The sequence below is a fragment of the Leisingera sp. ABM4_103 genome (genome assembly GCF_056158685.1).
The window spans coordinates 192,170-215,185 of sequence record NZ_JBSWTU010000008.1 but is presented as its reverse complement, the minus strand read 5'-3'; the positions used below and the strand labels follow the sequence as shown (position 1 = coordinate 215,185).

Below are 23,016 nucleotides of genomic sequence, written 5' to 3'. Positions count from 1 at the left end.
TCCTTGTCAACTAGGCGCGATCCCGGCGGGCGCATGCTGCAAACGCCCGCAGGTTCGCTTTTCCAAAGTCAGTAGGCGATTGCCCCCCGCCCTCCGTCCAAAGCCTTAATGCGAAGACACGAACTTGCCTATGGCGGATACTTGCCAACTCCGCCCCCCATACTCTCCAGCCCTTGCTCCCGAGAAGCGCGAACATACATGTGAACAGTCAAGTCCCCATTGACCTTCCTGTTCTCGCCGTCCGTTTCCTCTCGAAACGGACGGATTTTTTTTAGCCACCTGCGCCTTTTCCGGGGGCGATGTAATTCCAATCCACGCGTTTCCTGTCGGCCCATCTCAGGATTGCCCGGCGGGAGGATTGGCGTCGGTACAAGAATGAGAACAGACCCCACAGCGCAATCGGATACAACGTCCCGATTGCCATGCATTATCCCGATGGCGTCACCAGCCCGTCATCGTGACAGAGCCGGAAAAATCCAGCTTCTGGCGGTCCAAGGTTGGGGAGCAGCGCAACGGCACATTGACGCAAGAAGACCCAGCCCAAGCAGAGCTTGTTGCTTATTCCAGCTCAACCAGCAGGTCCTTGGCGTCGATCTGGCCGCCGGCCTGAACGTGCACGGCCTTCACCACCGCGCCGCGCTCGGTGTGGATGCCGGTTTCCATCTTCATCGCTTCGATGGTCAGCAGCAGGTCGCCTTCATGCACCTGCTGGCCTGCCTGCACCGCAACCGATGCGACAACACCCGGCATCGGCGCGCCAACGTGGTTCGGGTTGCCGGCCTGTGCCTTCGGGCGGGCTTCGGTCGAGGCTTTGACCAGACGGTTCGGCACCCGGATCACGCGGGGCTGGCCGTTCAGCTCGAAGAAGACCTTCACTTCGCCCTTCTCGTCGGTGTCGGAAATCGCCTGCAGACGTATTTCCAGGGTCTTGCCCGGGTCGATCTCGGCGGTGATCTCCTCGCCCGGCTCCATGCCATAGAAGAAGGTCCGGGTCGGCAGGGTGCGGACCGGGCCGTACTGGCGGTGGCGGCCCATGTAGTCCAGGAACACCTTGGGATACATCAGATAACCGTTCAGGTCCTCGTCATCGACCTTAAAGCCTTCCAGCTGCTTGGACGGCATTGCCAAGTTGATCACGGGGTTCCGTCGGGATAGGCGGTCATCATGAAAACCGTGGCGACAATTCGACGCCTGAAGGGCTTTCGTTTTCCCCGCGAGATCATCTCCTATGCCGTCTGGGCTTACCATCGGTTTGCGCTGAGCACGGCAGATGTCGAGGATCTGCTGGCCGAACGCGGCGTGATGGTCAGCCGGGAAACCGTCCGGAACTGGGTGAACCGGTTTGGCCGCCATTTCGCCGATTGCATCAAGCGCGACAGGCCGGGCGCCAGTGACAAATGGCACTTGGATGAAGTCGTTGTTCCGATCAATGGCGTGAAGTTCTGGCTTTGGCGGGCAGTCGACGCGAATGGGAATGTGCTCGACATTCTCGTGCAAAAGCAACGTAATGCAAAGGCCGCCAGCCGGTTCTTGAAGCGGCTGATCGACCGGTTTGGCGCGCCGCGGGTCGTGATCACCGACAAGCTGCGCAGTTACATCAGGCCGATCCGCAACCTCGTGGCGAATGCTGATCATCGGGCGCACAAGGGCTTGAACAACCGGATCGAAGGATCCCATCGGCCAACCCGCAAGCGAGAGAAACTCATGGGGCGGTTCAAGTCACCCGGACAGGCTCAGAGATTTCTGGACGCACATGACCAGATCAACATGTTCTTCCGTCCCCGCCGCTATCGTCTTACCGCCACATCGTACCGCCACGCCCGATCCGATGCCTTTGATCTTTGGAACGGCTACGCACTCGAGATGACCGCATGACGGGCGCGGAGCAGGCCGCATTCAGCCGGGTGCAAATAAGTTGGCAATGCCCGTTAGACTGTTCATTCGCCAGGCAGAACGTGACAATGCTCCGGCAGCCAGTGAACCAAAAGTCTCTGTCCTGCTCTGATGTCTACCGTCTTAAGTTCGTCATGTCCCTTTTGCACTTTAAGTTCCTGACCCTGATCGGTTTCCAAGAAGACAGTGGCAGAGGCCCCTGCAAATTCGCCGCCGACAACCGTGGCTTCAATGCTGTTTCCTGTCCAGGGCGTCCCAATGGCGGCTAATGACATGTTCTCAGAACTCACCGCAAAAGCCAGCGAAGATCCTTCAGTCTTTTGTACTTCTGAAGGCGCTTTCAATGTGAATGCCGAGTGTTCTGATGCAACTTGCCAAGCTTCATTTCCGCCTGATTTGAGGCTGCCGGCAAACACGTTGGATGAGCCCAGGAAGTCCGCAACAAAGCGGTTGTGCGGTTCGCGGTATATTTCCTCGGGCGTACCGATCTGTTCAATCTTACCGCGGCTCATGATCACCACCCGGTCGGCCATGGAGAAGGCCTCGGACATCGAATGGGTCACGTAGACGAAAGTGATGCCCAGATCCTTTTGTAGGCCCGAAAGTACCGACTGCATGCGCACTTTCAAGTGGGCGTCAAGAGCGGAAAGCGGCTCGTCCAGCAGCAGGATCTTAGGTTCGGTCACCAGCGAACGGGCGAGCGCGACACGCTGGCGCTGGCCGCCGGACAGCTGCGAGATATTGCGGTCAGCAAACTCCAGGATACCAAGCCGGTCCAGCCACTTGCGGGCCCGCTCACGCCGTTCACCCTTGGACACTTTGCGCATTTTAAGGCTGAATTCGACATTCTCCTGCACCGTAAGGAAAGGGAACAGGGCCAGGCTCTGCCAGACCATCGGCGTGTCCCGCTCCCAAGTCGGCTTGCCGTTGATCTTCTCCCCGTCCAGAAAAATGCTGCCTTCGGTCGGGTCCTCAAGTCCGGCCAGCATCCGCAAGGTGGTTGTCTTGCCGCAGCCCGAAGAGCCCATGATCGCCAGGAATTCGCCGCGGGCTATTTGGAAGTCGGCCTTTTCAACAGCGGTGAAGCTGCCGAACTTTTTAACAACGTTGTCAAAATGCACGATTGGAGTGTCCAGCATGGCTCTGTCCTGTCTGTTAAGAGGTCTTGGCGTTTGGATTGCGCATCAGAAGCTGGGCAATCACGATGAAGGAGATTGAGCTGACAAAGGCGAGCGAGCCGATGGCATTGATCCGGGGGCTGACCTGGCCCTGAAGGAAGCCCAAAACCTTGACTGGCAGGGTCTCGTTCAGGCCCGACACAAACCAGGCCACCGCGAACTCGTCAAAGGAAACAGCCATGGTGATGAACAAGGCGGCATAGATTGCGGGTTTGGTGAAGGGGATGATCACATGGCGCATGGTCACCCATTCATTACCGCCCAGGTTCCAGGCTGCGGCTTCCAGATCCGGGTCCATCTGCGACAGGCGCAATCGGATGATGGCCATGGCAAAGGGGCTGCACATCACGCCGTGGGCAATGATGACTGAGACCACATTGCCGGAAAGGCTGATACGGGAAAGGAAAGCCAGCATCGCCAGGCCCATGATTACCACCGGGATGGTGGGCGGCAGCAGGGCCAGGGCCAGATAGGCGGTTTTGCCGAAGAACTCGTAGCGGAAGTCGGTGTAGGCGCCGCCAAATCCCAGCAGCGTGGCAATCGCTGCAACGCAGGCGCCAACCAGCAGAGTGTTGAAGAAGCCGGCCCAGACCAGCGGATCTTCCCAGATTAGCCGGTACCATTCAGTTGAGAACGAGCCTAGCGGCAGCGAAGGAAAGCGGTCCGAGTTTAGTGAGAAAACAAAGCTGCCGACAATCGGTGCAAAGATGAAAATCAGGCACAGCGTGATATGCAGTTTCAGAAGGCCGTCGATAATGGGGTTGCGGTTACCGGTCATTTTCCAGCCTCCCTGTAAGCGAATTTGATGGCGGCAAAGGCTACTGTCAGGAGTGTGGCGATCATCGTTAGAGCCACTACCGCGGCGCGCGGCCATTGCTGCCCGGATTTGGTGATGTCGGTGATCATGATCGAAAGGGTCGGCGGGTTGCCTCCGCCCAGGTAAAGGGGGCTCACAAAGTCGCCAAAGCTGAGGATGAAGGCGAAGAGACCCGCGATCACCAGACCGGCTTTGGCGGAAGGTATAATCACTTCCAATACTGTCCGCAGGCGGCCGCAACGCATGTTGTGGGCGGCCTCGACCAGATCACGGTTCACAAAATTCAGGCTGAAGACCTGCAACAGGATTACCAGCGGCAGGCACAGGGTGGCATAACCGGTGAGGGTGCCAAAGCTGTTGTTGAGCATCGGATACGGGCCGAGGCCAAAGTAACCCAGGAAGGCATTAAGGATGCCCGCGTCGGACAGGAAAACCTGCAGCGAATAGACCCGGACCAGATAGCTGGTGAAGAAAGGGATGATCAGGACGAAGATCATCCAGCGTTTCGCATTTTCGCCCAGTTTGAACGAGATCGCATAAGACGCCGGGAAAGCCGTCAAGCTGATCAGCACCGCACTGGCAGAAGCCAGCAGCAGGGTCCTAAAGTAGGCATCCCAGAACACGCTGCGGGAATAGATCTTGACCCAGTTCACAGTGTCAAAATCGGGCTGCATTTGAAAATTCCGCACCGTCCAGAAACTGAGCGCCACCAGAAACGCCAGGGGAAACAAAAAGAAGGCCAGCTGCCAGATAAGTAGAGGCAGCGAGAACGTCAGTGAAAACAAATTCGGCCGTGTATTCATTGGTCTTTCAGCGCCGGGAGGCAGCTGACCTTCAGTTGGGCACCGGTAGCCGGGGGAGGAGACAGCTCCGGTGCTGGTGGGGTTAGGCGCCTTTGTAATCGGACCAGAAGTCGTTCCAGTCCTCGAGGCTTTGCTGCACTGGCAGCTGGCGGTACTTGATGCGGTCTTCGCGGATCAGGTCCATGGCGTTGTGCTGGCCCAGCACCATGTTCTGCCTCTTGGCTTCGGCCGGGTTCGCCTCATTCAGCACGACCCAGCCCTTCTTGTTGGGGATCAGCGCCGGGTAGGCCGCCATATCCGCCGATTTCGCCTGGCCTTCCGGCGAGGTGATGTACTGAATCCACTTGCGCGCCATCTCCTGGTTGCGGGAGCCCTTGCCGATCGAGAAGCTCTCGGTCCACTGCAGGCCGCCTTCCTCCGGAATGGCGGTGCGCACATTGGCGCCGTTTTTTTCGAGCACGCCGGTGATCCAGTCGCCAATGCCCGCAAATGCGGTCATCTGACCGTTCTTTAGCGACGAGAAAGTACCGCCATAGTCAAAGAATCCGCCCACCTGGCCGCGCAGCGCCATGGTGCTGTCCTGCACCTGCTGCCAAGCCTTGTCACTCAGGTCGAAGGGATTGGGATTGCCGTTCAGCAAGCTGATCTGCCCCAAGTTTGGAAGGTGCCAGTCGAAGTGGCCCAGTTTGCCGGTCAGGCGGCTGTCGCCGAAGACGTTGTAGCTGGCCGCATCGCTCTCGCTCAGCACATCGGCGTTATAGGATATGCCGAGGAAGCCAAACCGGGTGATCACCGAGTAGAGCTTGCCGTCCTTCCAGTGACCCGGGAATTGCTGGAACTCCGGGAAGAAGTCATCAAAGGCATAGTCGATTGGGTCCAGTTCCTCAATGTATCCGGCCGCGTTCAACTGCTGAACATATTCGGCGTCGGACAGGATGACGTCATAGGTGCCCGGCGGCGACTGGGCGATCAGGCCCAGCATGTTGTCGCCTCCGGTGTAGTATTTCGGGGTGAACTTTACATTGTGCAGCTCTTCAAATTCGCCAACGACATCAGGCTCTGCATGGCCATACCACGCCAGCATCGACAGATTCACGGTTTCGGCCGCGGCCCGGATAGACAGAAACGGGGTTGCGAGGGCCGCGCCTGCGGCCGACTTCAGCAGCGCCCGCCGGGTGGGATGGGTAAGTTTGGCAGTCATGTCAGTCTCCTTGCTGGTTTTATTGCGCAGCTGTAGCCGCCGCGCTTGCCGGAGAGCGTTCTCCGAATTCTTTCCGCAGCGCTTTGACGATCCCTGCGGTGCAGACATTGAGAAGCAGCTCGCCCTTTTCCGCCGAGGCATCCTTGGGGGAGGACAGGGTGCCGGTGGAGGGTGTCCAGTCCTCGTGCGGGGGGTAGACGTCATAGGGCGGAAATTCGGCCGGCGGGTGGTCGATTGCGTCCTGCAGCCACACCAAATCCGGGTAAAGCTTGAGCATCAGCGAAGTTTCCAACACACCGCCGTGTTCGATGTCCCAACCCAGGAAGCCGTCGGGGTAGAGCTTGGCGATTGAGTCATCGCCGACAAAATCCCAGTAGGACAGCACCACAATTTTCATATCGGTGATGCCGTCCCAGCGCAGTTCCCGCAGGGCCAGATCGATGCCCTCAACGATGAACCAGGAGTTTTCAAAATGGCCGTTCACCAGGCAGATCTGGCGGTTGCCGTGGCGGGCGAATTCCTTGATCACGTCTTTCAGTGCGTTGACCAGACTGCTGCCATCCAGACTAGTAGTGCCGGGAAAGAAGTTCCCGCCTCCGGATTTCTGGTGTGATTTGTAACCATAGGTAAAGGGCGGGGCGACAAGGCTGCCGGTTTCTGACGCAGCCCTGCGGGCAAACTCGGTCGGCAGCAGTACGTCTACATGCATTGGCATGTGATGCCCGTGCTGTTCCATCGATCCGATCGGGATCAGAATGGGGGTGCTGCCACCTGTGACGCGCGATTTATACTCCGGCCAAGGCAGCTCGGCGGCAAAAACTGAAGCGTTCTTCATGGGGAGGCTCAATCCGGGAAGTTAAGGTTGGCTTTACTTTGACTCCAGATGCGCCATGTGGGAAATTGATAGTGGCAATGATAGAATAAGATTTGTAAATGTCTCGAAAGTTCACGAACCTGCAAACTGACTTGCTGCGCACCTTTGTGACGGCAGTCGATCTAGGGAATTATACTGAAACCGGACAAACTCTTGGCCGGACCCAGCCGGCGATTTCCTTGCAAATTCGCCGTCTGGAAGAGCTCAGCGGCTGCAAACTGATCGTGCATCAGGGCAAGGAGCTGACGCTTACGGAAGATGGCCATGCTCTGATCGGGTTTGCCCGTGAAATACTGCGGCTGAACGACAGCGCTGTGGCTCGGCTGTCGCGTTCCAGCATTCAGGGCGTGCTGCGGGTCGGCCTGCCGATCGACTATGCAATCGGTTTCTTTCAGGAGATCATTTCGGACTTTGTTTCTGAAAACCCGGCCGTCACGCTGGACATTCGCTGCAATTGGAGCCGCGATCTTTTGAGTAAGCTGCATGCGGACGAGTTGGATATGACAATTGCCATTACCGACTCCATGCCGGCGCCATATGTCTCGCACTACTGGTCTGAACGTCCCAAATGGGTTTGCGCAAAGGGGTTTCATTTCAATCCGGATGAGCCGTTGCCGCTGGTTCTGCACCCGGAGGGATGCGTTTACAGGGGCCGGGTGATCGAAGCGCTGAATGGTGAAGGGCGCAAATGGCGGATCGCTTTTGAGAGCCCCGGCATCTCGGCACTGCAGAACGCGGTGGCCAGCGGCTGGGGCATTTCTGCCCTTACAACTAAGACCCTGCTCCCGGGCATGCGTATCCTGACACCGGACATCGGATTTCCGCAGCTGGCGCGAATACATGTCGGGTTGTTCTACAAACATGTGCGCCAGAGTGAGGCTGCACTGAAATTGATCGAACAGATAGCAGGAGGCGTTGGGGGCTTCCGTAAGACTCTGAAGCCGACGTCCGGGTAGGATGAATTTGGGATATTTATAGTAGGATCATATCTATTAATTTTTTGAGATCTTTTTTCGGTGTTACCGACTGGGACACGCTCCGAAGAAAGGATCAAACATGTCTGAAGATATGCTCCACGTCATGGAATGGCACAATGGCGAGAAGGATTTTTCGCCATTCTCTGACCAGGAAATGAAACGCCGCCAGGACGAGCTGCGCGGCTGGATGGCAAAACAAAATGTCGATGCGGCGCTGTTCACTTCCTACCACTGCATCAACTATTATTCTGGCTGGCTGTACTGCTACTTCGGGCGCAAGTACGGTATGGTAATCGACCAGAAAAATGCGACCACGATTTCCGCGGGCATTGATGGCGGTCAGCCTTGGCGCCGCAGCTTCGGAAACAACATCACCTATACCGACTGGCGCCGCGACAATTTCTATCGGGCTGTGCAGGAGCTTACCAAGGGTGCTAAGCGTGTCGGTATCGAGTTCGACCACGTGTCGCTGGACTATCGCCAAGCGCTGCAGGATGCGCTGCCGGATGTGGAATTCGTCGATGTGTCTGGCCCCTCCATGTGGATGCGGACGATCAAATCCAATGAGGAGCTGAAACTGATCCGCGAAGGCGCGCGGATTTGTGATGTGGGCGGCGCAGCGGTGGCCAATGCGGTGAAGGCAGGTGTGGCCGAGCATGAAGTGGCAATTGCAGGAACCAATGCGATGATCCGTGAGATTGCAGCTTCGTTCCCCTTTGTTGAACTGATGGACACCTGGACCTGGTTCCAGTCCGGCATCAACACCGACGGCGCCCACAACCCCGTCACCAACCGAATTGTGCAGTCCGGCGATATCCTCAGCCTCAACACCTTTCCGATGATCTTTGGCTACTACACTGCGCTGGAGCGGACCTTGTTCTGCGACCATGTGGACGACGCCAGCCTGGACATCTGGAAAAAGAACGTCGCCGTGCATGAGCGCGGGCTGGAGCTGATCAAGCCCGGTGCAAAGTGCAAGGATATCGCGTTGGAGCTAAATGAGATGTACCGGGAGTGGGATCTGCTGAAGTACCGCTCATTCGGTTACGGTCACAGCTTTGGGGTGCTAAGCCACTATTACGGCCGCGAGGCCGGGGTCGAGCTGCGCGAGGATATCGATACCGAGCTGAAGCCCGGCATGGTGGTGTCGATGGAGCCAATGGTCATGCTGCCAGAAGGCACGCCGGGCGCAGGCGGCTATCGCGAGCATGACATTCTGATCGTAGGCGAAGACGGTGCCGAGAATATAACCGGATTCCCCTACGGCCCGGAGCACAACATTGTCGGCGGTAAGGCCTAAGATGCAGGGGAAGACCGGAATACTGCTGCAGGGGCTGACCTGTTTAGTTGTCCTGGCTGGGTCCATTAGCCTGCTTTCGCTGGCCCCGGATCCGCAGCGGACCAGCGAAAGCGCCGCCAAATGGGTCTATTTGCGTCTGGCCTTCCCCGTCCCGCAATAACAACACACCGCGCCCGCGTGTGCGGTGCTTGAAAATGCCTGAATATCAAAACCCGGACAGAAGCTTGCTTTCTAATGTCCTGGAGACCGCCCATGCAAGACAACCGCTTCCTTCCGAAAGGCGCTGCCACTGTACGCTTCGACAGCGACGCGCCACCGAAGAAATTCCATTTTCTTCTGCTGCCCAAAACTACGATGCTGGCCTTCAGCGCCGCAATCGAACCGCTGCGGATTGCCAATCAGCTAACGCAGAAGGCGCTTTTTGAATGGCATGCGCTCAGCCCGGATGGCCTTCCGGTAACCTGCTCGAACGGCATTCCGATACAGGTTGATTCCGGGCTGGTCGACCTGGACCGCAACGCTTCGCTCTTTGTCTGTGCAGGGACGGAGCCAGCGCAATCCTATGACAGCCGGGTTGTCAGCTGGATCAGTCGCCAGAAAGCGCATGGTGCAAGCGTTGGAAGCATCTGCACCGGCGCCTTTGCTTTGGCGGCAACAGGTGTTCTGACCGGGCGGCGGTTTACTCTGCATTGGGAAAATGCCCCGGGTTTTGTCGAGCTGTTTCCTTGTCTCAAGCCGTCCGGCAACTTCTATGAATCCGACCGCGGGCTTTACACCTGTGGTGGTGGCCATGCCGCAACAGACATGATGCTTGAAATCATTGAGGCCCACTGCGGGGCCCACCTTGCTTCCTGCGTTGCCGACATGTGCCTGCACAAACGCCCGGGAGCAGGCATGTCGCGGCAGATTTCGCCGGTGTCATCAATGCTTGGCTGCCGCAATCAGAATCTGATCCGTGCCGTGCGTTTAATGCAGGCGAATCTGGAAGAGCCGCTGGACATGGATAGAATTGCAAGTGCGCTGGCTGTCTCTCGCCGCCAGCTGGAGCGCCTGTTCCAAAAGTATGTCGGGCAGTCGCCCTGGCAGTTCTACTTCGGCCTGCGGCTGGAGCGGGCCTTTTCCTTGCTGAACGAAACCGACCTTAGCGTGCGGGAGGTCGCCATGGCCTCGGGCTTTGAAAATGCCTCGTACTTCTCCAGGCAATTCAAGCGGAAGTTTGATCGTTCGCCGCACAGTTTCCGCAAATCTTGGTCGCTTAGCAGCTGCGCGCCATAAGCATCCTTAATCCAGGTATTTGCAGTTCTCATTACCTGCCTCCCCACTGCTCCGCTAAGGTCTCAGGCTGAACACCTATTGCCTGTTGCCGGCCTAGGAGGCCGGGTCATGGCTGGCCCGCCCAGGTCCAGTCGAAACACAAAAACAGGGAGAAACAATGTCACTCGAACAGGGCTTTGACGGCCACTACCCCTATAACGCCGTCGCCAGAACCGGCCTGTTGAAAGGCGTACATGCTCGGATGAGCATAGCCTCGAAACTCATGGTCATCGCCTTTGTGCTGTTCACGGTAGCCAATGTCGAATTCGCCTCCGGCGTGTTCGACGGGATCAAGCTGTGGATCACCAGCACCCTTAGCTGGTATTACATCCTGATGATCAGCATCTTCCTGCTGTTCAGCATCTGGCTGGCCTTCAGCCGCTACGGCCACATCCGGCTGGGCAAGGACAGCGACCGGCCGGAATTCGGCAACTTCTCGTGGTTTGCCATGCTGTTCAGCGCAGGCATGGGCAATGGTGTGCTGTTCTGGAGCATTGCCGAGCCGATGTATCACCTGCAAGGCAACCCGTTCATCGAAATGGCCGGAACTGAGGCGAACTCGGCGCTGGCCGCCAGCACGGCAATGCTGATCACTGCCTTTCACTGGGGCGTCCACGGCTGGGCGGTCTATGTGATTGTTGCATTGTCTCTGGCCTTTTTTGCCTACCGCAAAGGGTTGCCGCTTTCGATGCGGTCCACCCTTTATCCGCTGATCGGCGACCGGATCTACGGGTTCTGGGGCCATGCCATTGACCTGCTGGCCATCTTTGGCACCATTTTTGGCGTTGCCACCACATTGGGGCTGGGCGTTCAGCAAATGAACACGGGGCTAAACCTGCTTACCGGAATTGCCAATTCGACTACCAATCAGATCATCCTGATTGCTGTAGTGACCGGCATTGCCACGCTTTCGGCCGTCTCGGGCGTGTCCAAAGGTATCCGCATTATCAGTGAATTGAACATGTGGCTGACATTTGCCATCCTGGCCTTCTTCCTCTTTGCCGGCCCGACCGTCTATCTGCTTGGTCAATACGTAAATCTCGTAGGTAACTACGTGCAGAACTTCGTGCCGATGGGCCTGTGGGTGGACGAAGAGCCGGGGCGGCAATGGCAGGGCTGGTGGAGCGTCTTCTACTGGGGCTGGTGGATTGCCTGGTCACCCTTTGTCGGCCTGTTCATCGCCCGGGTTTCTAGAGGCAGGACCCTGCGCGAGTTTGTGGTTGCCTTGCTGATCGTCCCGCCGCTTGTCACTATGTTCCTGCTGGCAATGTTCGGCGGCAACGCGGTCAGCATCGAATTGCAAGGCGCTGGCGGTATCATCGAAGCGGTGAATGAAAGTCCGACTCTAGCGCTTTACGCAACACTTGAGGGCATGGACGTTGGTCTCTGGGGCACTGCCTTTGCGGCAATCGTCACTTTCCTGATTGCCTCATACTTCATCACCTCGTCGGACTCCGGCACCTTGGTGATCTGCACCATGCTTGCGATGGGCAGCCAGCATCCGCCGCGCCTGGTCCGGATCTTCTGGGGCGTCACCGAGGGAGTAGTCGCCAGCGTGCTGCTGGTCGCGGGAGGTCTTGTTGCTCTGCAAACAGCATCGATCGCCGCTGCTCTGCCGTTCTCCTTTGTGATACTTCTCATGATGATCAGCTTGTACAGAGCGCTGAAGGAGGAAATACCTACCAGGTAGCGCATCGGGCATAAAGTTTACACGTCACTCCCGAAAAGATGTGGGGTGGCGTGTAATTTTTGAATACCCGTTAACCTAAATTTCTAGGGACAGGATGCACAACAAAAGTTGCCAGCTCCGGCCAGACCGGCTCGGCGCAGGTTTGTGTAGCCGGGCTTCCTAGCACCGATGTGACGGTAACCGCCCTAAGGAACCGGATGCTCACCTTTACCCCCGCTCCCGGTCAGCAAAACTGAACAAACCCTAGTTGATGTCCAGTTTGGTAGGTTGCGGCCCCCTGAAGGCGGCTTCTCCAAATGGCGCTTTCAGTCTCTGCATGGTTTTGCTCGAGCATCCCAAGATCACAGCACCATTTTTGATAAGTCATATTTAGCGAGTTTCACTGCAGCCGCGGACTGCCTAGACAGCTCCAGCAAGAACCACTTCATACAGCATTCTTCTAGATTGATCTCTTCATGACACTAAGAGCTAAAGGCCAGATGAAGCCAGGCGCAGGCATAGAAGGCGGAATTCAGGTCAGATAGACTGACTTATTTTACATAATTTCGCTTACGCGCTTTTGGTGCGCCGATGACCCCCTTTAAAATGCGGGCAAAAACGGGTCTAGAAGAGCTAACTTATTAAGAAGCCAATTTTGCTAATTAAATCTGTGCCTTGAGGTGATCTGCAGCTTGCTGCGTCATGTGTGGTACAAATCTGAGGCCCCCGGGCCGAAACCGGCGTTCCAAGGCACCCGGTAAGCCATTCAACTGACTGGCTTTCCCGCCTGCGGAACGCGCCGCTGCGGCGGTTTCTCTTCCTGAATTATGCTGCTTCCCCGCTTTTCCTGGACGCTTCCCGGGAAACTGCGTGGATTTTTTCCTGAAGCAGAGAAGGAAGACAGCCATGCGCAAATCCGCTCTGAACACCGCCAAATCCGGCACTGGAAGACAAACGCTGGAGACCGTTCTTTGGGACACCGAGGTTCCCAAGCTCGGCCTCAGGCAGCGCGGCAGCACGCGCTCCTGGATAGTGCAATGGCGCGCCGGCGGCCGGACCCGGAAACAAACGCTCGGGCGGGCCGATGCGATCCCCCTGGCCCAGGCCCGCGAGCTGGCCCGTGCGCTGCTCGATGGCGTGGAAGCAGGGGCCGCTCCGGACAGTTCCCCGACTGTGGCCGCCTTCAGCCGCCGCTATCTCAAGGATCTCGCCCCGAGCTGGAAACCGGCGACGCTGCGCGGCCACACCCACAACGTCGAGCACCTCATCATACCCTTCCTGGGCAGCAAGCGGCTCAATCAGGTGACTCGGGCAGATTTGATTTCCTGGAAAGACGGCCTGCCCGGCAGTGCCGCCAGCGCCAACCGCGCTCTCGCCGTGCTATCCGGTATGATGCGGCACGCGGAACTGCTTGGCTTGCAGCCGCCCGGCAGCAACCCTTGCAAGGGGCTGAGGCGCCGCAAGACAAGCTTCACTGCCACTTACCTCACTGAGGCGCAATGGGCCCGGCTGGGCGTTGCTCTGCGGCGGCTGGAGGAAACCCACCCGCGCGAGGCGGGCTGCTTCCGTTTTCTCGCCCTCACCGGCTGCCGCAAGGGGGAAGCGCTGGCGCTGCGGTGGGACATGATCGACGGGCCGCGCTGTGCTCTGCCGGATGCCAAGTCCGGACCGCGCGCGATCTGGCTCGGGCGACCCGCAAAACGGGTTCTGGCCTCCTTTCCGCGCAGCAACCTATACGTGTTCGGTGAGGGTAAAGAGCCGCTGCCGGATCACCGGATCGACAGGGCCTGGCGCAAGGTCCGGCAGAGCGCAAAGCTAGGACAAGTCCGCTTGCACGATCTGCGCCACAGCTTTGCGTCGGCGGGGATCAATGCCGGGCTGGATCTGCGCGTGATCGGCGGGCTGCTCGGCCATTCCGATCTCGCAACCACCGAAGGCTATGCGCATTTGGAGGACCGCACCATCAAGGCTGCAAGCCAGCGCGTCGGCACCCATCTGGAAAAAATCGTCAAGGCTCCGGCCTCGGGGCGCGGGGCGGGCCGTTCCCTTTACCAGCGCTTCTGCAGATCGTCCCTCTCCATCGACGCCTTCTGTGCTGAAAACGGGATCGACCCTGCCACCTTCCGGAAAGGGCTGGTCGCATGGAGACGTGCGAGCCAGAACCGGAGGGCAGGCACATGAAGACCGTCAGCCTTCTCACCCCGCTGATCCTGTCGTCCCTCAAACCGCGCAAGAAGGAATACGTGCTGCATGACGCGCAATGCGAAGGCCTAGCCCTGCGTGTCCAGCCCGGCGGCGCAAAATCCTGGGTCTGCTGGAAACGGGACGCCGGCAAGACCCGGCGCGTCACCCTGGGCCGTTTTGAGGACATGGATCCCGATGCGGCACGCGAAGCCTTCCACGGGCACATGGGCAACCGCCAGCACCCCCCTGCCCCGCTGCAGCGCAACACGCTCACCTTTGCGGCGCTCTGCGCCGCCTTCCTGGACGCCAAGCGCGGGGTCTATGCCGCCTCCACGCTTTCCTCTCTGGGGTACTATCTGGACACCCAGCTTCTGCCCGCCTTTGGTCCGCGGAAGATTGCACGGATTACGACGCCGGAGATTGCCGAGTGGTTCTATGCCTATTCCCGCTCCCGGCCGGGCGGGGCCAACCAGGCGCTTGGTCACTTTACGACAATTCTGAACTGGGCCCGGGAAGCGGGTCATCTCTCCGCAGACTTTCCCAATCCGGCCGCGCCTCTGCGGTTCAACCGGCGCTTGGCGCGCGGGCGCATGCTGAGCGGCGACCAGCTCCGGCGGCTGGCGGCCGTGCTGGACTCCGCAACCGCCAGACAGCGGGACGCTGCGGACGCAATTTGGCTGATGCTGCTGACAGGCTGCCGCTCCGGCGAGATCCTGCGGTTGAGGTGGGATGAGGTCCGGAAGGACAAGCTTGCCCTCCGGCGCACCAAGACGGGACCGCGCGAGGTCAATCTGAGCGATGCTGCTATCCAGTACCTCGACCGGTTGCGTAAACAGCGCCGGTCCAGCTACGTGTTCCCGGCTCAGCGCACCAAGAAGCCGCATCGCACATCCATCGATCACGCCTGGAAAACCTTCAAACATCTGGCCGGTTTGCCCGACGGAATCCGGTTGCACGATCTCCGCCACACCTACGCCTCTCACGCCATCATGTCAGGGGAAACCCTGCACATGACCGGTAAGCTGCTCGGCCACAGGTCACCGGACAGCACCGAGCGTTACGCGCACCTCGATGCAAGTTACCTGGCTAAGGCTGCAGAAAAAGTGGCCAGGAAAGTCGACGGATTGTTAGGCGGTTAGAGGTACGAAGCGGTGTAGCTCAGGCGTGTTGAGAAACGAACGCCTGGGCTGCCTGCTTCGCAGGCGCAGCATACAGGCTCAGCCCAAAGCGGCCGTAGACAAGGGGTGTCGCGCCAAAGATGCTGCCGGCGCCAAATTCCTTGGTCAATTTCCCGGAAGCGGACCCTCGGCAGGCCAAGCTGCCTCATATGATGCTGCGGGTCACGCCGGCGGCAGCAGAGCGCAGAAAGCTGCCGCTGCAAAGTTGCGAACCCTGTTCGCTCTTCGGAACCTGACCGGCCCATATCGGACCTGAACGCCACATGCCGTTGCTGCGGTGCGGCCAGTCGAAGCAGCCATTGGTGCTCAGTGTCAACTTAAGGGTCTGTGCTTTGACTTGGATGTTCATCATCGAGTGGCTGCTCGACACCGACATGCCGCGTCGCGCTCAAATAGGCCTCAATAAAGATGAGGCCCAAAAATACTCTGAAGAAAGCTCTGCGGATCTGCCGTCAGGGGGAAGTCCGCGACAGTACAAGCCTTGTTGTACAGGTGTTTGGTCCTTAGAACCGTGCTAAGTTGTTTGGAGGAAATCGACCGTCTCGAGCATGGCCTCCAGCATGCTGAAAAGGTCAAACGCAACTTGCCAGGGTTTGCGCCGCATTGTTCCCTCGAGTTCGATTTCTCCGGTCATCGACCAAATGCCCTCATCTCGAGGCTGTGATCCATTGTCATAGACGGGACGAAAGTCATCGGTGTGGATAATTTTGTTGCAGCATTCGCGAAGTGTTTCGGAGATCTCCTCGCCTTCATGGATGGTGAGAAACCCGCCATGTGCTGCAAGCTGTTTGGCTTTGAATGTCTAGAACCCTTGTTCCTCTCGCAACTGGTCATCGAGAGCGCGGTAGGACGCCGCCATGGTCAGCAGAATCCTCGATAGTCGCTCCTCGGCCGCGTCTTGGTGCCGTTTGACCAGCAATGGGTGCGACCAAGCGGGATCTTCGCCAAATTCCTGAAGGTCATCATTCCAAAAGGCTTCAACACCTCTCGTTGCGAGTGTGATCTCTAACGCTTCAAGGCACATGGCTTCAATTGCGTCGCAATCAAAGGCGAGTGGTTTTTTGAATTCGTGCCAGTACGGATTTTCGTTCGGTGATCGAGACACTATTTCACCATCGTATTGGCCCGGATTTGCAGATCGGCCATTCTTTCCATGAGTTCATCAAAACCGATTGCGTCGGATCGCAGGAGCCCGGCATCGATCATCTTTTGGTAATCCTGATGAAGCGCCTCCAAAGGCTCGCCCTCGGGTGCCAAACAAAGTGAACCGGATACTGCTGTCGCATATTCGATCACCTTTCCTGTATTGTCAGTCTCCCGAAAGAAATGTTGCTTGTGCTCGGCTACAGCGTTAGCGAGCCCTCGATCATCAAAGGCCTTTTGGGCAATCCCGATCTGATCCAAGCAGTCAAGATCGTACCAATGCCGCGCATAACGATCGCCACCGCGAAAGGCTCCGCGCAGGCAATACGCGTGAACGGCAGTGGCTTTTTCCCAGAATGTGCGTTCCGCAATCATGACCCTTGGATGGGCCGTGGGCAATATGAGCCCTTCGACCCCCTCGACTAGATCGCAGGTTACTCTGTGCCGTTCGGCAGGCTCGCCCGTTGAGCGTGCACCGAACTCCAGGAGCACCGCGGGTCGCACATATCCGTTGTTGCCGCGCACAGCTTCGTAATCCAGATAAAGTCGGCCATTGTCCTGCCGCAGTGATGCTGGGAGCTTCTGGCTTTCAAATTGAGTAATTAACAAAGGCATTACGTCGGTCTCGATCCAAGCTGACAGGCGCTCTTGCACGGCCTCTGACCACTTCCTTGCCTGGGACCGGCTTGGTGGATACGGGGTCTCGGGGTCTGAGATGAGATCGGGGATAATCTGTCGAATGTCATAGGTCACATCGACGTCTTCAGAAAATCGGTCGATCGCCTTGTAGACTTTTGACAGGGACGTGCCGCCCTTGAATACGAGATGATCGCTCCATTCGCTTTCGAAAAGAGCATTGAGCGCCCAAACGACCCAGATGTCTTTTTCGAGGAGATCAGCGGGCCGCCCCAAATTTGAGGCAGCCGCTTCGAGTGCATCGATTTTGTCGCTTTCGGTTAGATCGAAATAGCTTGGGGTTCGTGTCATCACGCCGCGGCTAGGGTGCTTAGTTCTTTCGCCATCCAAGTCGGCGCGCTGGCGCGTAAGGCGAGTAGCTCACGCCGCTCGTTTTCACTCAGTTGGGACTTGATACGCCCCAAAGCCTTGCCTGCTTCTGATTTCCCAAAGTAAGCCAATGCCCTGAAGGCATGCCCGGCCCGGCTGTTTGGCGCACGCAGCTGCCAACTCGGAACATGCTTCAATTCCACGTTTTGGGCTCCAAGCTTCAGATTGCGACTGGGACCGGACGTCCAGTAGATCTGGCGGGAGGGGTTTTGCGTCGACAAACCAAGTATATTGGCCGCGGAGGCACCGCTTAGGGACACACGCTCTCCTGTGGTTTTTGCGATGCTCTCAACAACAGCCTCAACAGATGGCGCACGCGCCCCGAAGCGGGTCTTTACAGGCAGGGCGAACAGACCACGTTTTACGCGCATGAGCTCGCCACGCTTCACCAAACGAGACAAGGCCTGGTCGATTGCAGCGCGCTCTCCAAGGTGGAGAAGCTCTTTTGCAGAAAGGGTCGCGCCTTCCGGCAACACTGCCGCATAGGCTTTGATCGCTTCGGATGTGGTTCTCATGTCAGCTCCTTTGCGTCAGATATATAGCTTGTTTTCTGACAGTTTGCAAGGTAAAAGCAAAGCAGGGAACGCGCTAGAGAAACCGAACTAACGAATTGATTTACGGCAATTATGAACTTGATATGTGCATTGAACCCCTCAGAAAACGAACAGTAAGCGGAAAGCTATATACCCGGCGGGATGAGATTACAGCGTTTATCCGCTTGAGCCTTGATTGGCCCTTTGAGGAACTCCTGGAAAAAGCTGCGATGCGAGATCGGCAGCACGCCGACTACGTGCCTTCCGAAGTGCTGCTCTATCACCTGAGACAAACCAAGACCGACAATGCGGATGGCCGGTTTGTGGCACTTTACAACATTTTGTTGGATCGGATTGAAGCTGCCTGTCCCCGGCCCAATAGCCGACGCGGCGATAAGGACGTCGAGGATTTTCGCGTCGCCGAGATCCGCGACAAAACAGTAGAACGTGTCACCGAGCTCATGTTTGAGGACCGGCAGGGCTACGTAGAACAGCTTGACGCATATGAGGTGTTTTTTGACCGGGCCGTTCGCTCCGTTCGCATAGACAAATTTCGGCAGGTAAGTGGTCGGGAAAACGCCACAGAATCCGTTGTGCACCACGATGGCAGCGAGGATATCCGCGAGGAGGTCGAAGAGGCGCTTGAGCGATACAAAAAGTCAGGCCTGACAAAAGAAGAAGATTTTGATTACCGGTTTCGCATACGTCGCGCGATTGACGCCTTACCCGAGGAAGAACGAAAGGTGATCGATTTGATGCTCGCAGAGATTCCCATTGAGACAAACAAAGACGGTGAGCCTTCAATGACCCAACTGCTCGACTGCGTCGAAAAAACCGTACGAAACAGGCGTGATCGTGCGTTTGAAAAGATCAGACGCGCACTCAAACTGGAGGACAATGATGACTAATAGAGAAGATGTCCTCAGCGACTTCACGATTGAGCCTGAAATGTCGCCTGCCGTGCTGAAAACCTATTTGAGCAAATACCCTGAATTTGCAGACGATCTCTTGGATCTGTTCCACGAGCTGACAATGAGCGACATGGAAGCGGTCGAGGCAAGTCTCCCGCTTGAGACCAAAGCTATGAAGTCCAGCGTCTTGCGGGTTCAGAAGGTCGAGCAAGCACTGTACGGCGCCGACGTTCGTGAACTCTCAAAAACGTTGGGGTTGCCGCGGAGTTTCCTCATGGGGTTGCAAGCAAGTGTTGTCCATATTGGCTCGATGCCGATTTCGCTCCTTAATAAGCTCGCAAAACTGCTGGATGTGAGACTGCAGGATGTCATCAGCGGCATGCAAATTGGCGATCAACAGGCCGTTGCGATGAAATCTGATGTGAAACCTGAAGCGCAACCGGCCATCGAATTCCAAGATTATGTAGACCAGGCTGGATTGACCGAGGAGGAGCAACGCGCATTGCAAGAGTTGCTTGCAGATGATGGATCGAATTGAAGCCGTTCGTCGATGCGCCGCGCGTCTTCACACTGAGCGTAGGAGCAAGGGAGGCGATCCAACCCAGCCCTATTCATTTGCTTTCCAAGAGGCAGAAGCTCGGGATTACGAAGTCCGCAAGCTCGCTCCAGACCATCCCCAGCTCAAAGGGGGACGAGCGCTCTTGCAGCCGAGTGCCAAAGTCATCCTGCATGAGGATACCGGCAATGAGTTTTTAAATGCGTTTCTTGTTGCCCATGAGCTAGGTCATGACGAATTTGGCGGAGGTATTGATGTCCCGCCAACCGTGAACATCGATCCGGCACGATCGTCTGCTCCTGCCTCAGTTGGGGCGGATCGCGTTGTCGATTACAGCAACCGTGCTCGCCAGGAAGTCCAGATGGATATGTTTGCGCGGGAGTTCCTCTTTCCGCGCAGTTTGGCCTGGTCCTGGCATGTCGAAGACAACCTTGGCGCAAAGGAGATTTCGGAGCGTCTTGGCGCCCCCTACGACATGGTCGCGGTCCAGCTATTTGATGCGCTTTTGTTACCGGTGTTGGAGGACACGCCGGATGTTGCAAGCCCGCCCAAACCATTGAACCGTGAGCAACAACTTGCTGCGGATCATGACGGAAAGGCGCTTCTGCTGAAGGCGGGACCCGGGACGGGAAAAACTCAGACGCTCGTTGGCCGCCTGTCTGTGCTACGAGACCGTGCTGTGCAGCCAGAGTCCATTCTGCTTCTGACATTTTCCAACAAGGCCGCCGGAGAGATGACCGATCGGGCGCTGCGGGTTTGGCCGGAAGCTGCTGGTGCCGCCTGGATTGGGACCTTTCACTCATTTGGGCTTGATATCCTGCGTAGGTTTCACGACCGCGTGGGTCTTCCTGCGGATCCACGTATGATTGATACGACGGAAGCCATTGCCCTATTGGAGGATGAATTCCCACGGCTGCGTTTGAAGCATTTCAACGAACTTTGGGATCCGACAGATACCCTGCGCAATATCCTCTCAGCCATTTCGCGCGCCAAGGATGAGGTCGTCGACAACATTCGCTATCGCGAGCTTGCAGAGCAGATGATGGCAGTCGCAACCACAGACGAAGATATCGTTGCGGCAGAAAAGTGCCTCGAGATCGCCGCGGTCTTCGATCTCTATGAGGAGTTGAAGGCGGCACGCGGCGAGGTTGATTTCGGGGATCTGGTTGCCCGGCCGACGATATTGCTGGAGAGCGACGCAGAGGTTCGGACTGAACTTCAGCGGCATTATGACCACGTTCTCGTGGATGAGTACCAGGATGTGAACCGCGCCAGCGTGCGATTGCTGAAAGCCCTCAAGCCGGACGGTACAAATCTCTGGGTCGTGGGAGATGCCAAACAATCGATCTATCGGTTTCGAGGCGCGTCCTCGTTCAACATCGACCGGTTTGGTACAGAAGATTTTTTGGGCGGCGCTTCCCTTCCGCTCAGCATCAATTACCGGTCCTCACAGGAGATTTGTGACACCTTCAAAGGCTTCGCTCAAACACGCATGGCAGCAGCCGAGCCGGGCTTTGAAGCGAAATCACACAAGGGCTCTAACGGCATTAGCCCGGTCTTTGTGAGTGTCGATTCCAAGGATCGGGAGATCGACGAAATCGCATCACGCATCAGAGACGCTTGTAGCGAGACCACGTCCTTCCGTGATCAGGCCGTCATTTGTAAGGGTAATGCGAGACTGGCGGAGATTGCTGCCGGCCTGGAGGCACGGGGCATTCCGGTCTTGTTTCTAGGGCCTCTTTTCGACAGGCCCGAGATCAAGCAAGCGCTCTCCCTTCTTTCGCTGGTGGTCGATCCGCGGGCCATGGGGCTGACATGTGTCGCGTCTCTTCTTCCCTTCCAATTGACAATCGAGGATGTCTCATCTTGTGTTGAGGCGGTCCGCTCTACCGAGAAACCACTGCCCCTGGACTGGCGGCAAACGCTTTCGGGTCTGGAGGCCCTGAGCGATGGCGGTCTAATTTCCCTTGCCAGATTGATAGAGGCGTTTGGGGACTTTGAGCCGACATCAACGGCCTGGCGCGTGATCACAACGATATACCTCGATCGGACGCGTCTGGCGGCCGAAATTGCCAAAGAGGCAAAATCGGGGAACGCAAATCCTGCGATTGCCTTATGGCAGTTTCAGAGCTTTCTCAGGTCCACATTGCCGAAAAGATCCGGATATCCCATTCGCGATTTGCTCGATCATATTCGGCGCCTGGTCATTTTGTCGGATGAGCGGGATTTGCGGGACCTGCCAGACGCCGCACAGAGCATCGATGCCGTCCGGATCATGACAATTCATGGAAGCAAAGGGCTTGAGTTCAAAGTCCTGCATTTGCCGGCATTGACCAGCCGATCCATTCCGCTGTCAGCTAAGCAAAACCGCGGACTTGCGCCTCCTGACGGCATGATCGAGGGTGCGCCCTTTAAGGGCTGTGACGCGCTCACGTCTGGGCATGACGAGGAGCAGCAATGTTTGTTTTTCGTCGCTTTATCCAGAGCGGAGGAGCGACTGATACTTTATGCCTACAGCAAGAGATCGAAGTTCGTGGATGACATATCTGGTCATGTTCCGAGCGAAGCTCCGCAATCGGCTTCGGCTGAAGGCGCGGTATCAGCGAATGGAATAAAGTTGGAGGTTGATGGCATCGCTCGCATATCGCCTTCCCAGCTTGCGGCCTATGAAAAGTGCCCACGGCGGTTTTTCTTTGCACATGTGTTGCAAGTGGGCGGTCGTCGCGCAGAGTCTCCCCTTATGCGTATGCACAACGCAGTCCAGGGCGTAGTCGATGAGCTGACGTCTCGTTTGAACGATGAACCAAGCGATGCAGAACTCGCAGCCATTATGGATAAGGCGTGGATGGAGAATGGTCCGGTGGATCATGGTTACGCTGCCGAGTACCGTCAGATATCAGACGAGCTGCTGAGTTTTTTCCGATTGGTTCGAACAGGCGAAAAACGGCGCGCACCAACACCAATTTCTTTGAAGTTCGGTGAGGCGGAAATTGTCGTATCTGCACATGAGGAAGTCGATGCTGCATCTGGCAGGGTATTGCGGCGCATCAAAACAGGACGCAAGACCACGAACGCTGTCGAGTCCTTAGATGCGGCCGCCTTTCAGCTCGCCGCTGAAGGCCATGGCGAGGCAGAGTTCGTATTCCTGACCGGCGCGACGCAGGATCGATTGACCATGAGCAGCACGAAGTTGGGGAACCGGAAAACAAAGATCGCTCAAGCCGCAATTGCGATCCTGGAAGGGCGTTTTCCTCCAAAACGCAGCGATCGCTGCGCCCGCTGCGCATATTTCTTCATCTGCAACGAACCGCCCTCGGGACTACTCAGAAAAAAAATTGGATCAGGCTTACCGGATTCCTCCTGACGCCGCGATTGTCCTTGTGAAGGCGCAGACATGAGGTTTGCGTCCGCCAACTTCTT

Annotated in this window: 19 protein-coding genes and 2 pseudogenes; 11 read left to right on the top strand and 10 right to left on the bottom strand. The window is 57.2% G+C overall.

All coding sequences use genetic code 11. The annotated features are described in order from the left end of the window. Positions 1-558: 558 nt before the first annotated feature. A pseudogene (locus ACXAED_RS24500) lies at positions 559-1,185 on the bottom strand (biotin/lipoyl-containing protein); the annotation flags it as partial. Between ACXAED_RS24500 and ACXAED_RS24495 the strand changes: the two are divergent. Further along, a complete protein-coding gene (locus ACXAED_RS24495; RefSeq protein WP_027233576.1) occupies positions 1,165-1,875 on the top strand; it encodes an IS6 family transposase in 711 nt (236 codons plus the stop codon). The pseudogene ACXAED_RS24500 and the gene ACXAED_RS24495 sit on opposite strands and share 21 nt — an antisense overlap. Before the next feature lie 62 nt (positions 1,876-1,937). On the opposite strand, the gene ACXAED_RS24490 is transcribed toward ACXAED_RS24495, so the two are convergent. From ACXAED_RS24490 to ACXAED_RS24470, 5 genes are all read right to left on the bottom strand, one after another. Then, on the bottom strand, positions 1,938-3,032 hold the full coding sequence (locus ACXAED_RS24490) for an ABC transporter ATP-binding protein (RefSeq protein WP_027233577.1): 1,095 nt from the start codon (positions 3,030-3,032) through the stop codon (positions 1,938-1,940). Between the two features lie 16 nt (positions 3,033-3,048). Beyond that, the gene (locus tag ACXAED_RS24485) at positions 3,049-3,849 is read right to left on the bottom strand and encodes an ABC transporter permease (RefSeq protein ID WP_027233578.1); all 801 of its coding nucleotides are present in this window, start codon (positions 3,847-3,849) and stop codon (positions 3,049-3,051) included. Beyond that, on the bottom strand, positions 3,846-4,691 hold the full coding sequence (locus ACXAED_RS24480) for an ABC transporter permease (protein WP_027233579.1): 846 nt from the start codon (positions 4,689-4,691) through the stop codon (positions 3,846-3,848). Before ACXAED_RS24480 ends, ACXAED_RS24485 begins: the two co-directional genes overlap by 4 nt. An 82-nt stretch (positions 4,692-4,773) precedes the next feature. Further along, on the bottom strand, positions 4,774-5,892 hold the full coding sequence (locus ACXAED_RS24475) for a polyamine ABC transporter substrate-binding protein (RefSeq protein ID WP_027233580.1): 1,119 nt from the start codon (positions 5,890-5,892) through the stop codon (positions 4,774-4,776). A 19-nt stretch (positions 5,893-5,911) separates the two neighbouring features. Then, positions 5,912-6,727, bottom strand: coding sequence for a creatininase (locus ACXAED_RS24470; RefSeq protein WP_036796624.1), 816 nt, complete (start codon positions 6,725-6,727; stop codon positions 5,912-5,914). 98 nt (positions 6,728-6,825) lie between these two features. On the opposite strand from ACXAED_RS24470, the gene ACXAED_RS24465 reads away from it, so the two are divergent. From ACXAED_RS24465 to ACXAED_RS24440, 6 genes are all read left to right on the top strand, one after another. Continuing rightward, complete coding sequence (locus ACXAED_RS24465; RefSeq protein ID WP_027233582.1) at positions 6,826-7,722, top strand: LysR substrate-binding domain-containing protein; 897 nt, start codon at positions 6,826-6,828, stop codon at positions 7,720-7,722. Between the two features lie 100 nt (positions 7,723-7,822). Then, the gene (locus ACXAED_RS24460) at positions 7,823-9,043 is read left to right on the top strand and encodes a M24 family metallopeptidase (RefSeq protein ID WP_027233583.1); all 1,221 of its coding nucleotides are present in this window, start codon (positions 7,823-7,825) and stop codon (positions 9,041-9,043) included. Between the two features lie 252 nt (positions 9,044-9,295). After that, complete coding sequence (locus tag ACXAED_RS24455; protein ID WP_027233584.1) at positions 9,296-10,318, top strand: GlxA family transcriptional regulator; 1,023 nt, start codon at positions 9,296-9,298, stop codon at positions 10,316-10,318. Between the two features lie 157 nt (positions 10,319-10,475). Then, complete coding sequence (locus ACXAED_RS24450) at positions 10,476-12,047, top strand: BCCT family transporter (protein ID WP_475054354.1); 1,572 nt, start codon at positions 10,476-10,478, stop codon at positions 12,045-12,047. Positions 12,048-12,932: 885 nt separating this feature from the next. Continuing rightward, on the top strand, positions 12,933-14,207 hold the full coding sequence (locus tag ACXAED_RS24445; protein WP_475054353.1) for a tyrosine-type recombinase/integrase: 1,275 nt from the start codon (positions 12,933-12,935) through the stop codon (positions 14,205-14,207). Continuing rightward, positions 14,204-15,349 carry a tyrosine-type recombinase/integrase gene (locus tag ACXAED_RS24440; RefSeq protein WP_475054352.1) on the top strand — a complete coding sequence of 382 codons (1,146 nt, stop codon included), beginning with the start codon at positions 14,204-14,206 and terminating at the stop codon, positions 15,347-15,349. Before ACXAED_RS24445 ends, ACXAED_RS24440 begins: the two co-directional genes overlap by 4 nt. Positions 15,350-15,533: 184 nt before the next feature. Here the strand turns inward: ACXAED_RS24440 and ACXAED_RS24435 are convergent, their stop codons facing one another. Further along, positions 15,534-15,740: a hypothetical protein gene (locus tag ACXAED_RS24435; RefSeq protein WP_475054351.1), complete on the bottom strand. Its 207-nt coding sequence runs from the start codon at positions 15,738-15,740 to the stop codon at positions 15,534-15,536. Here ACXAED_RS24435 and ACXAED_RS24430 point away from each other — a divergent pair. Continuing rightward, positions 15,730-15,868: pseudogene (locus tag ACXAED_RS24430) on the top strand (Tn3 family transposase); the annotation flags it as partial. The gene ACXAED_RS24435 and the pseudogene ACXAED_RS24430 sit on opposite strands and share 11 nt — an antisense overlap. Positions 15,869-16,190: 322 nt before the next feature. On the opposite strand, the gene ACXAED_RS24425 reads toward ACXAED_RS24430, so the two are convergent. From ACXAED_RS24425 to ACXAED_RS24415, 3 genes are read right to left on the bottom strand one after another with little or no spacing between them, the layout of a single operon-like run. Further along, a complete protein-coding gene (locus ACXAED_RS24425; protein WP_475054349.1) occupies positions 16,191-16,493 on the bottom strand; it encodes a hypothetical protein in 303 nt (100 codons plus the stop codon). After that, a complete protein-coding gene (locus ACXAED_RS24420; RefSeq protein WP_475054346.1) occupies positions 16,493-17,518 on the bottom strand; it encodes a nucleotidyl transferase AbiEii/AbiGii toxin family protein in 1,026 nt (341 codons plus the stop codon). The genes ACXAED_RS24425 and ACXAED_RS24420 overlap by 1 nt, the downstream gene beginning before the upstream one ends. Then, a complete protein-coding gene (locus ACXAED_RS24415) occupies positions 17,518-18,111 on the bottom strand; it encodes a DUF6088 family protein (protein WP_170497075.1) in 594 nt (197 codons plus the stop codon). The genes ACXAED_RS24420 and ACXAED_RS24415 overlap by 1 nt, the downstream gene beginning before the upstream one ends. A 122-nt stretch (positions 18,112-18,233) precedes the next feature. Between ACXAED_RS24415 and ACXAED_RS24410 the strand changes: the two genes are divergently transcribed. The 3 genes from ACXAED_RS24410 to ACXAED_RS24400 are packed head-to-tail and all read left to right on the top strand — an operon-like array spanning position 18,234 to position 22,960. Beyond that, positions 18,234-19,037 carry an RNA polymerase sigma factor gene (locus ACXAED_RS24410; protein WP_475054345.1) on the top strand — a complete coding sequence of 268 codons (804 nt, stop codon included), beginning with the start codon at positions 18,234-18,236 and terminating at the stop codon, positions 19,035-19,037. Next, positions 19,030-19,578 (top strand): hypothetical protein, encoded by a 549-nt coding sequence (locus ACXAED_RS24405; protein WP_475054344.1) that lies wholly within the window; start codon positions 19,030-19,032, stop codon positions 19,576-19,578. The genes ACXAED_RS24410 and ACXAED_RS24405 overlap by 8 nt, the downstream gene beginning before the upstream one ends. After that, the gene (locus ACXAED_RS24400) at positions 19,562-22,960 is read left to right on the top strand and encodes a UvrD-helicase domain-containing protein (protein WP_475054341.1); all 3,399 of its coding nucleotides are present in this window, start codon (positions 19,562-19,564) and stop codon (positions 22,958-22,960) included. The genes ACXAED_RS24405 and ACXAED_RS24400 overlap by 17 nt, the downstream gene beginning before the upstream one ends. Positions 22,961-23,016: the final 56 nt, after the last annotated feature.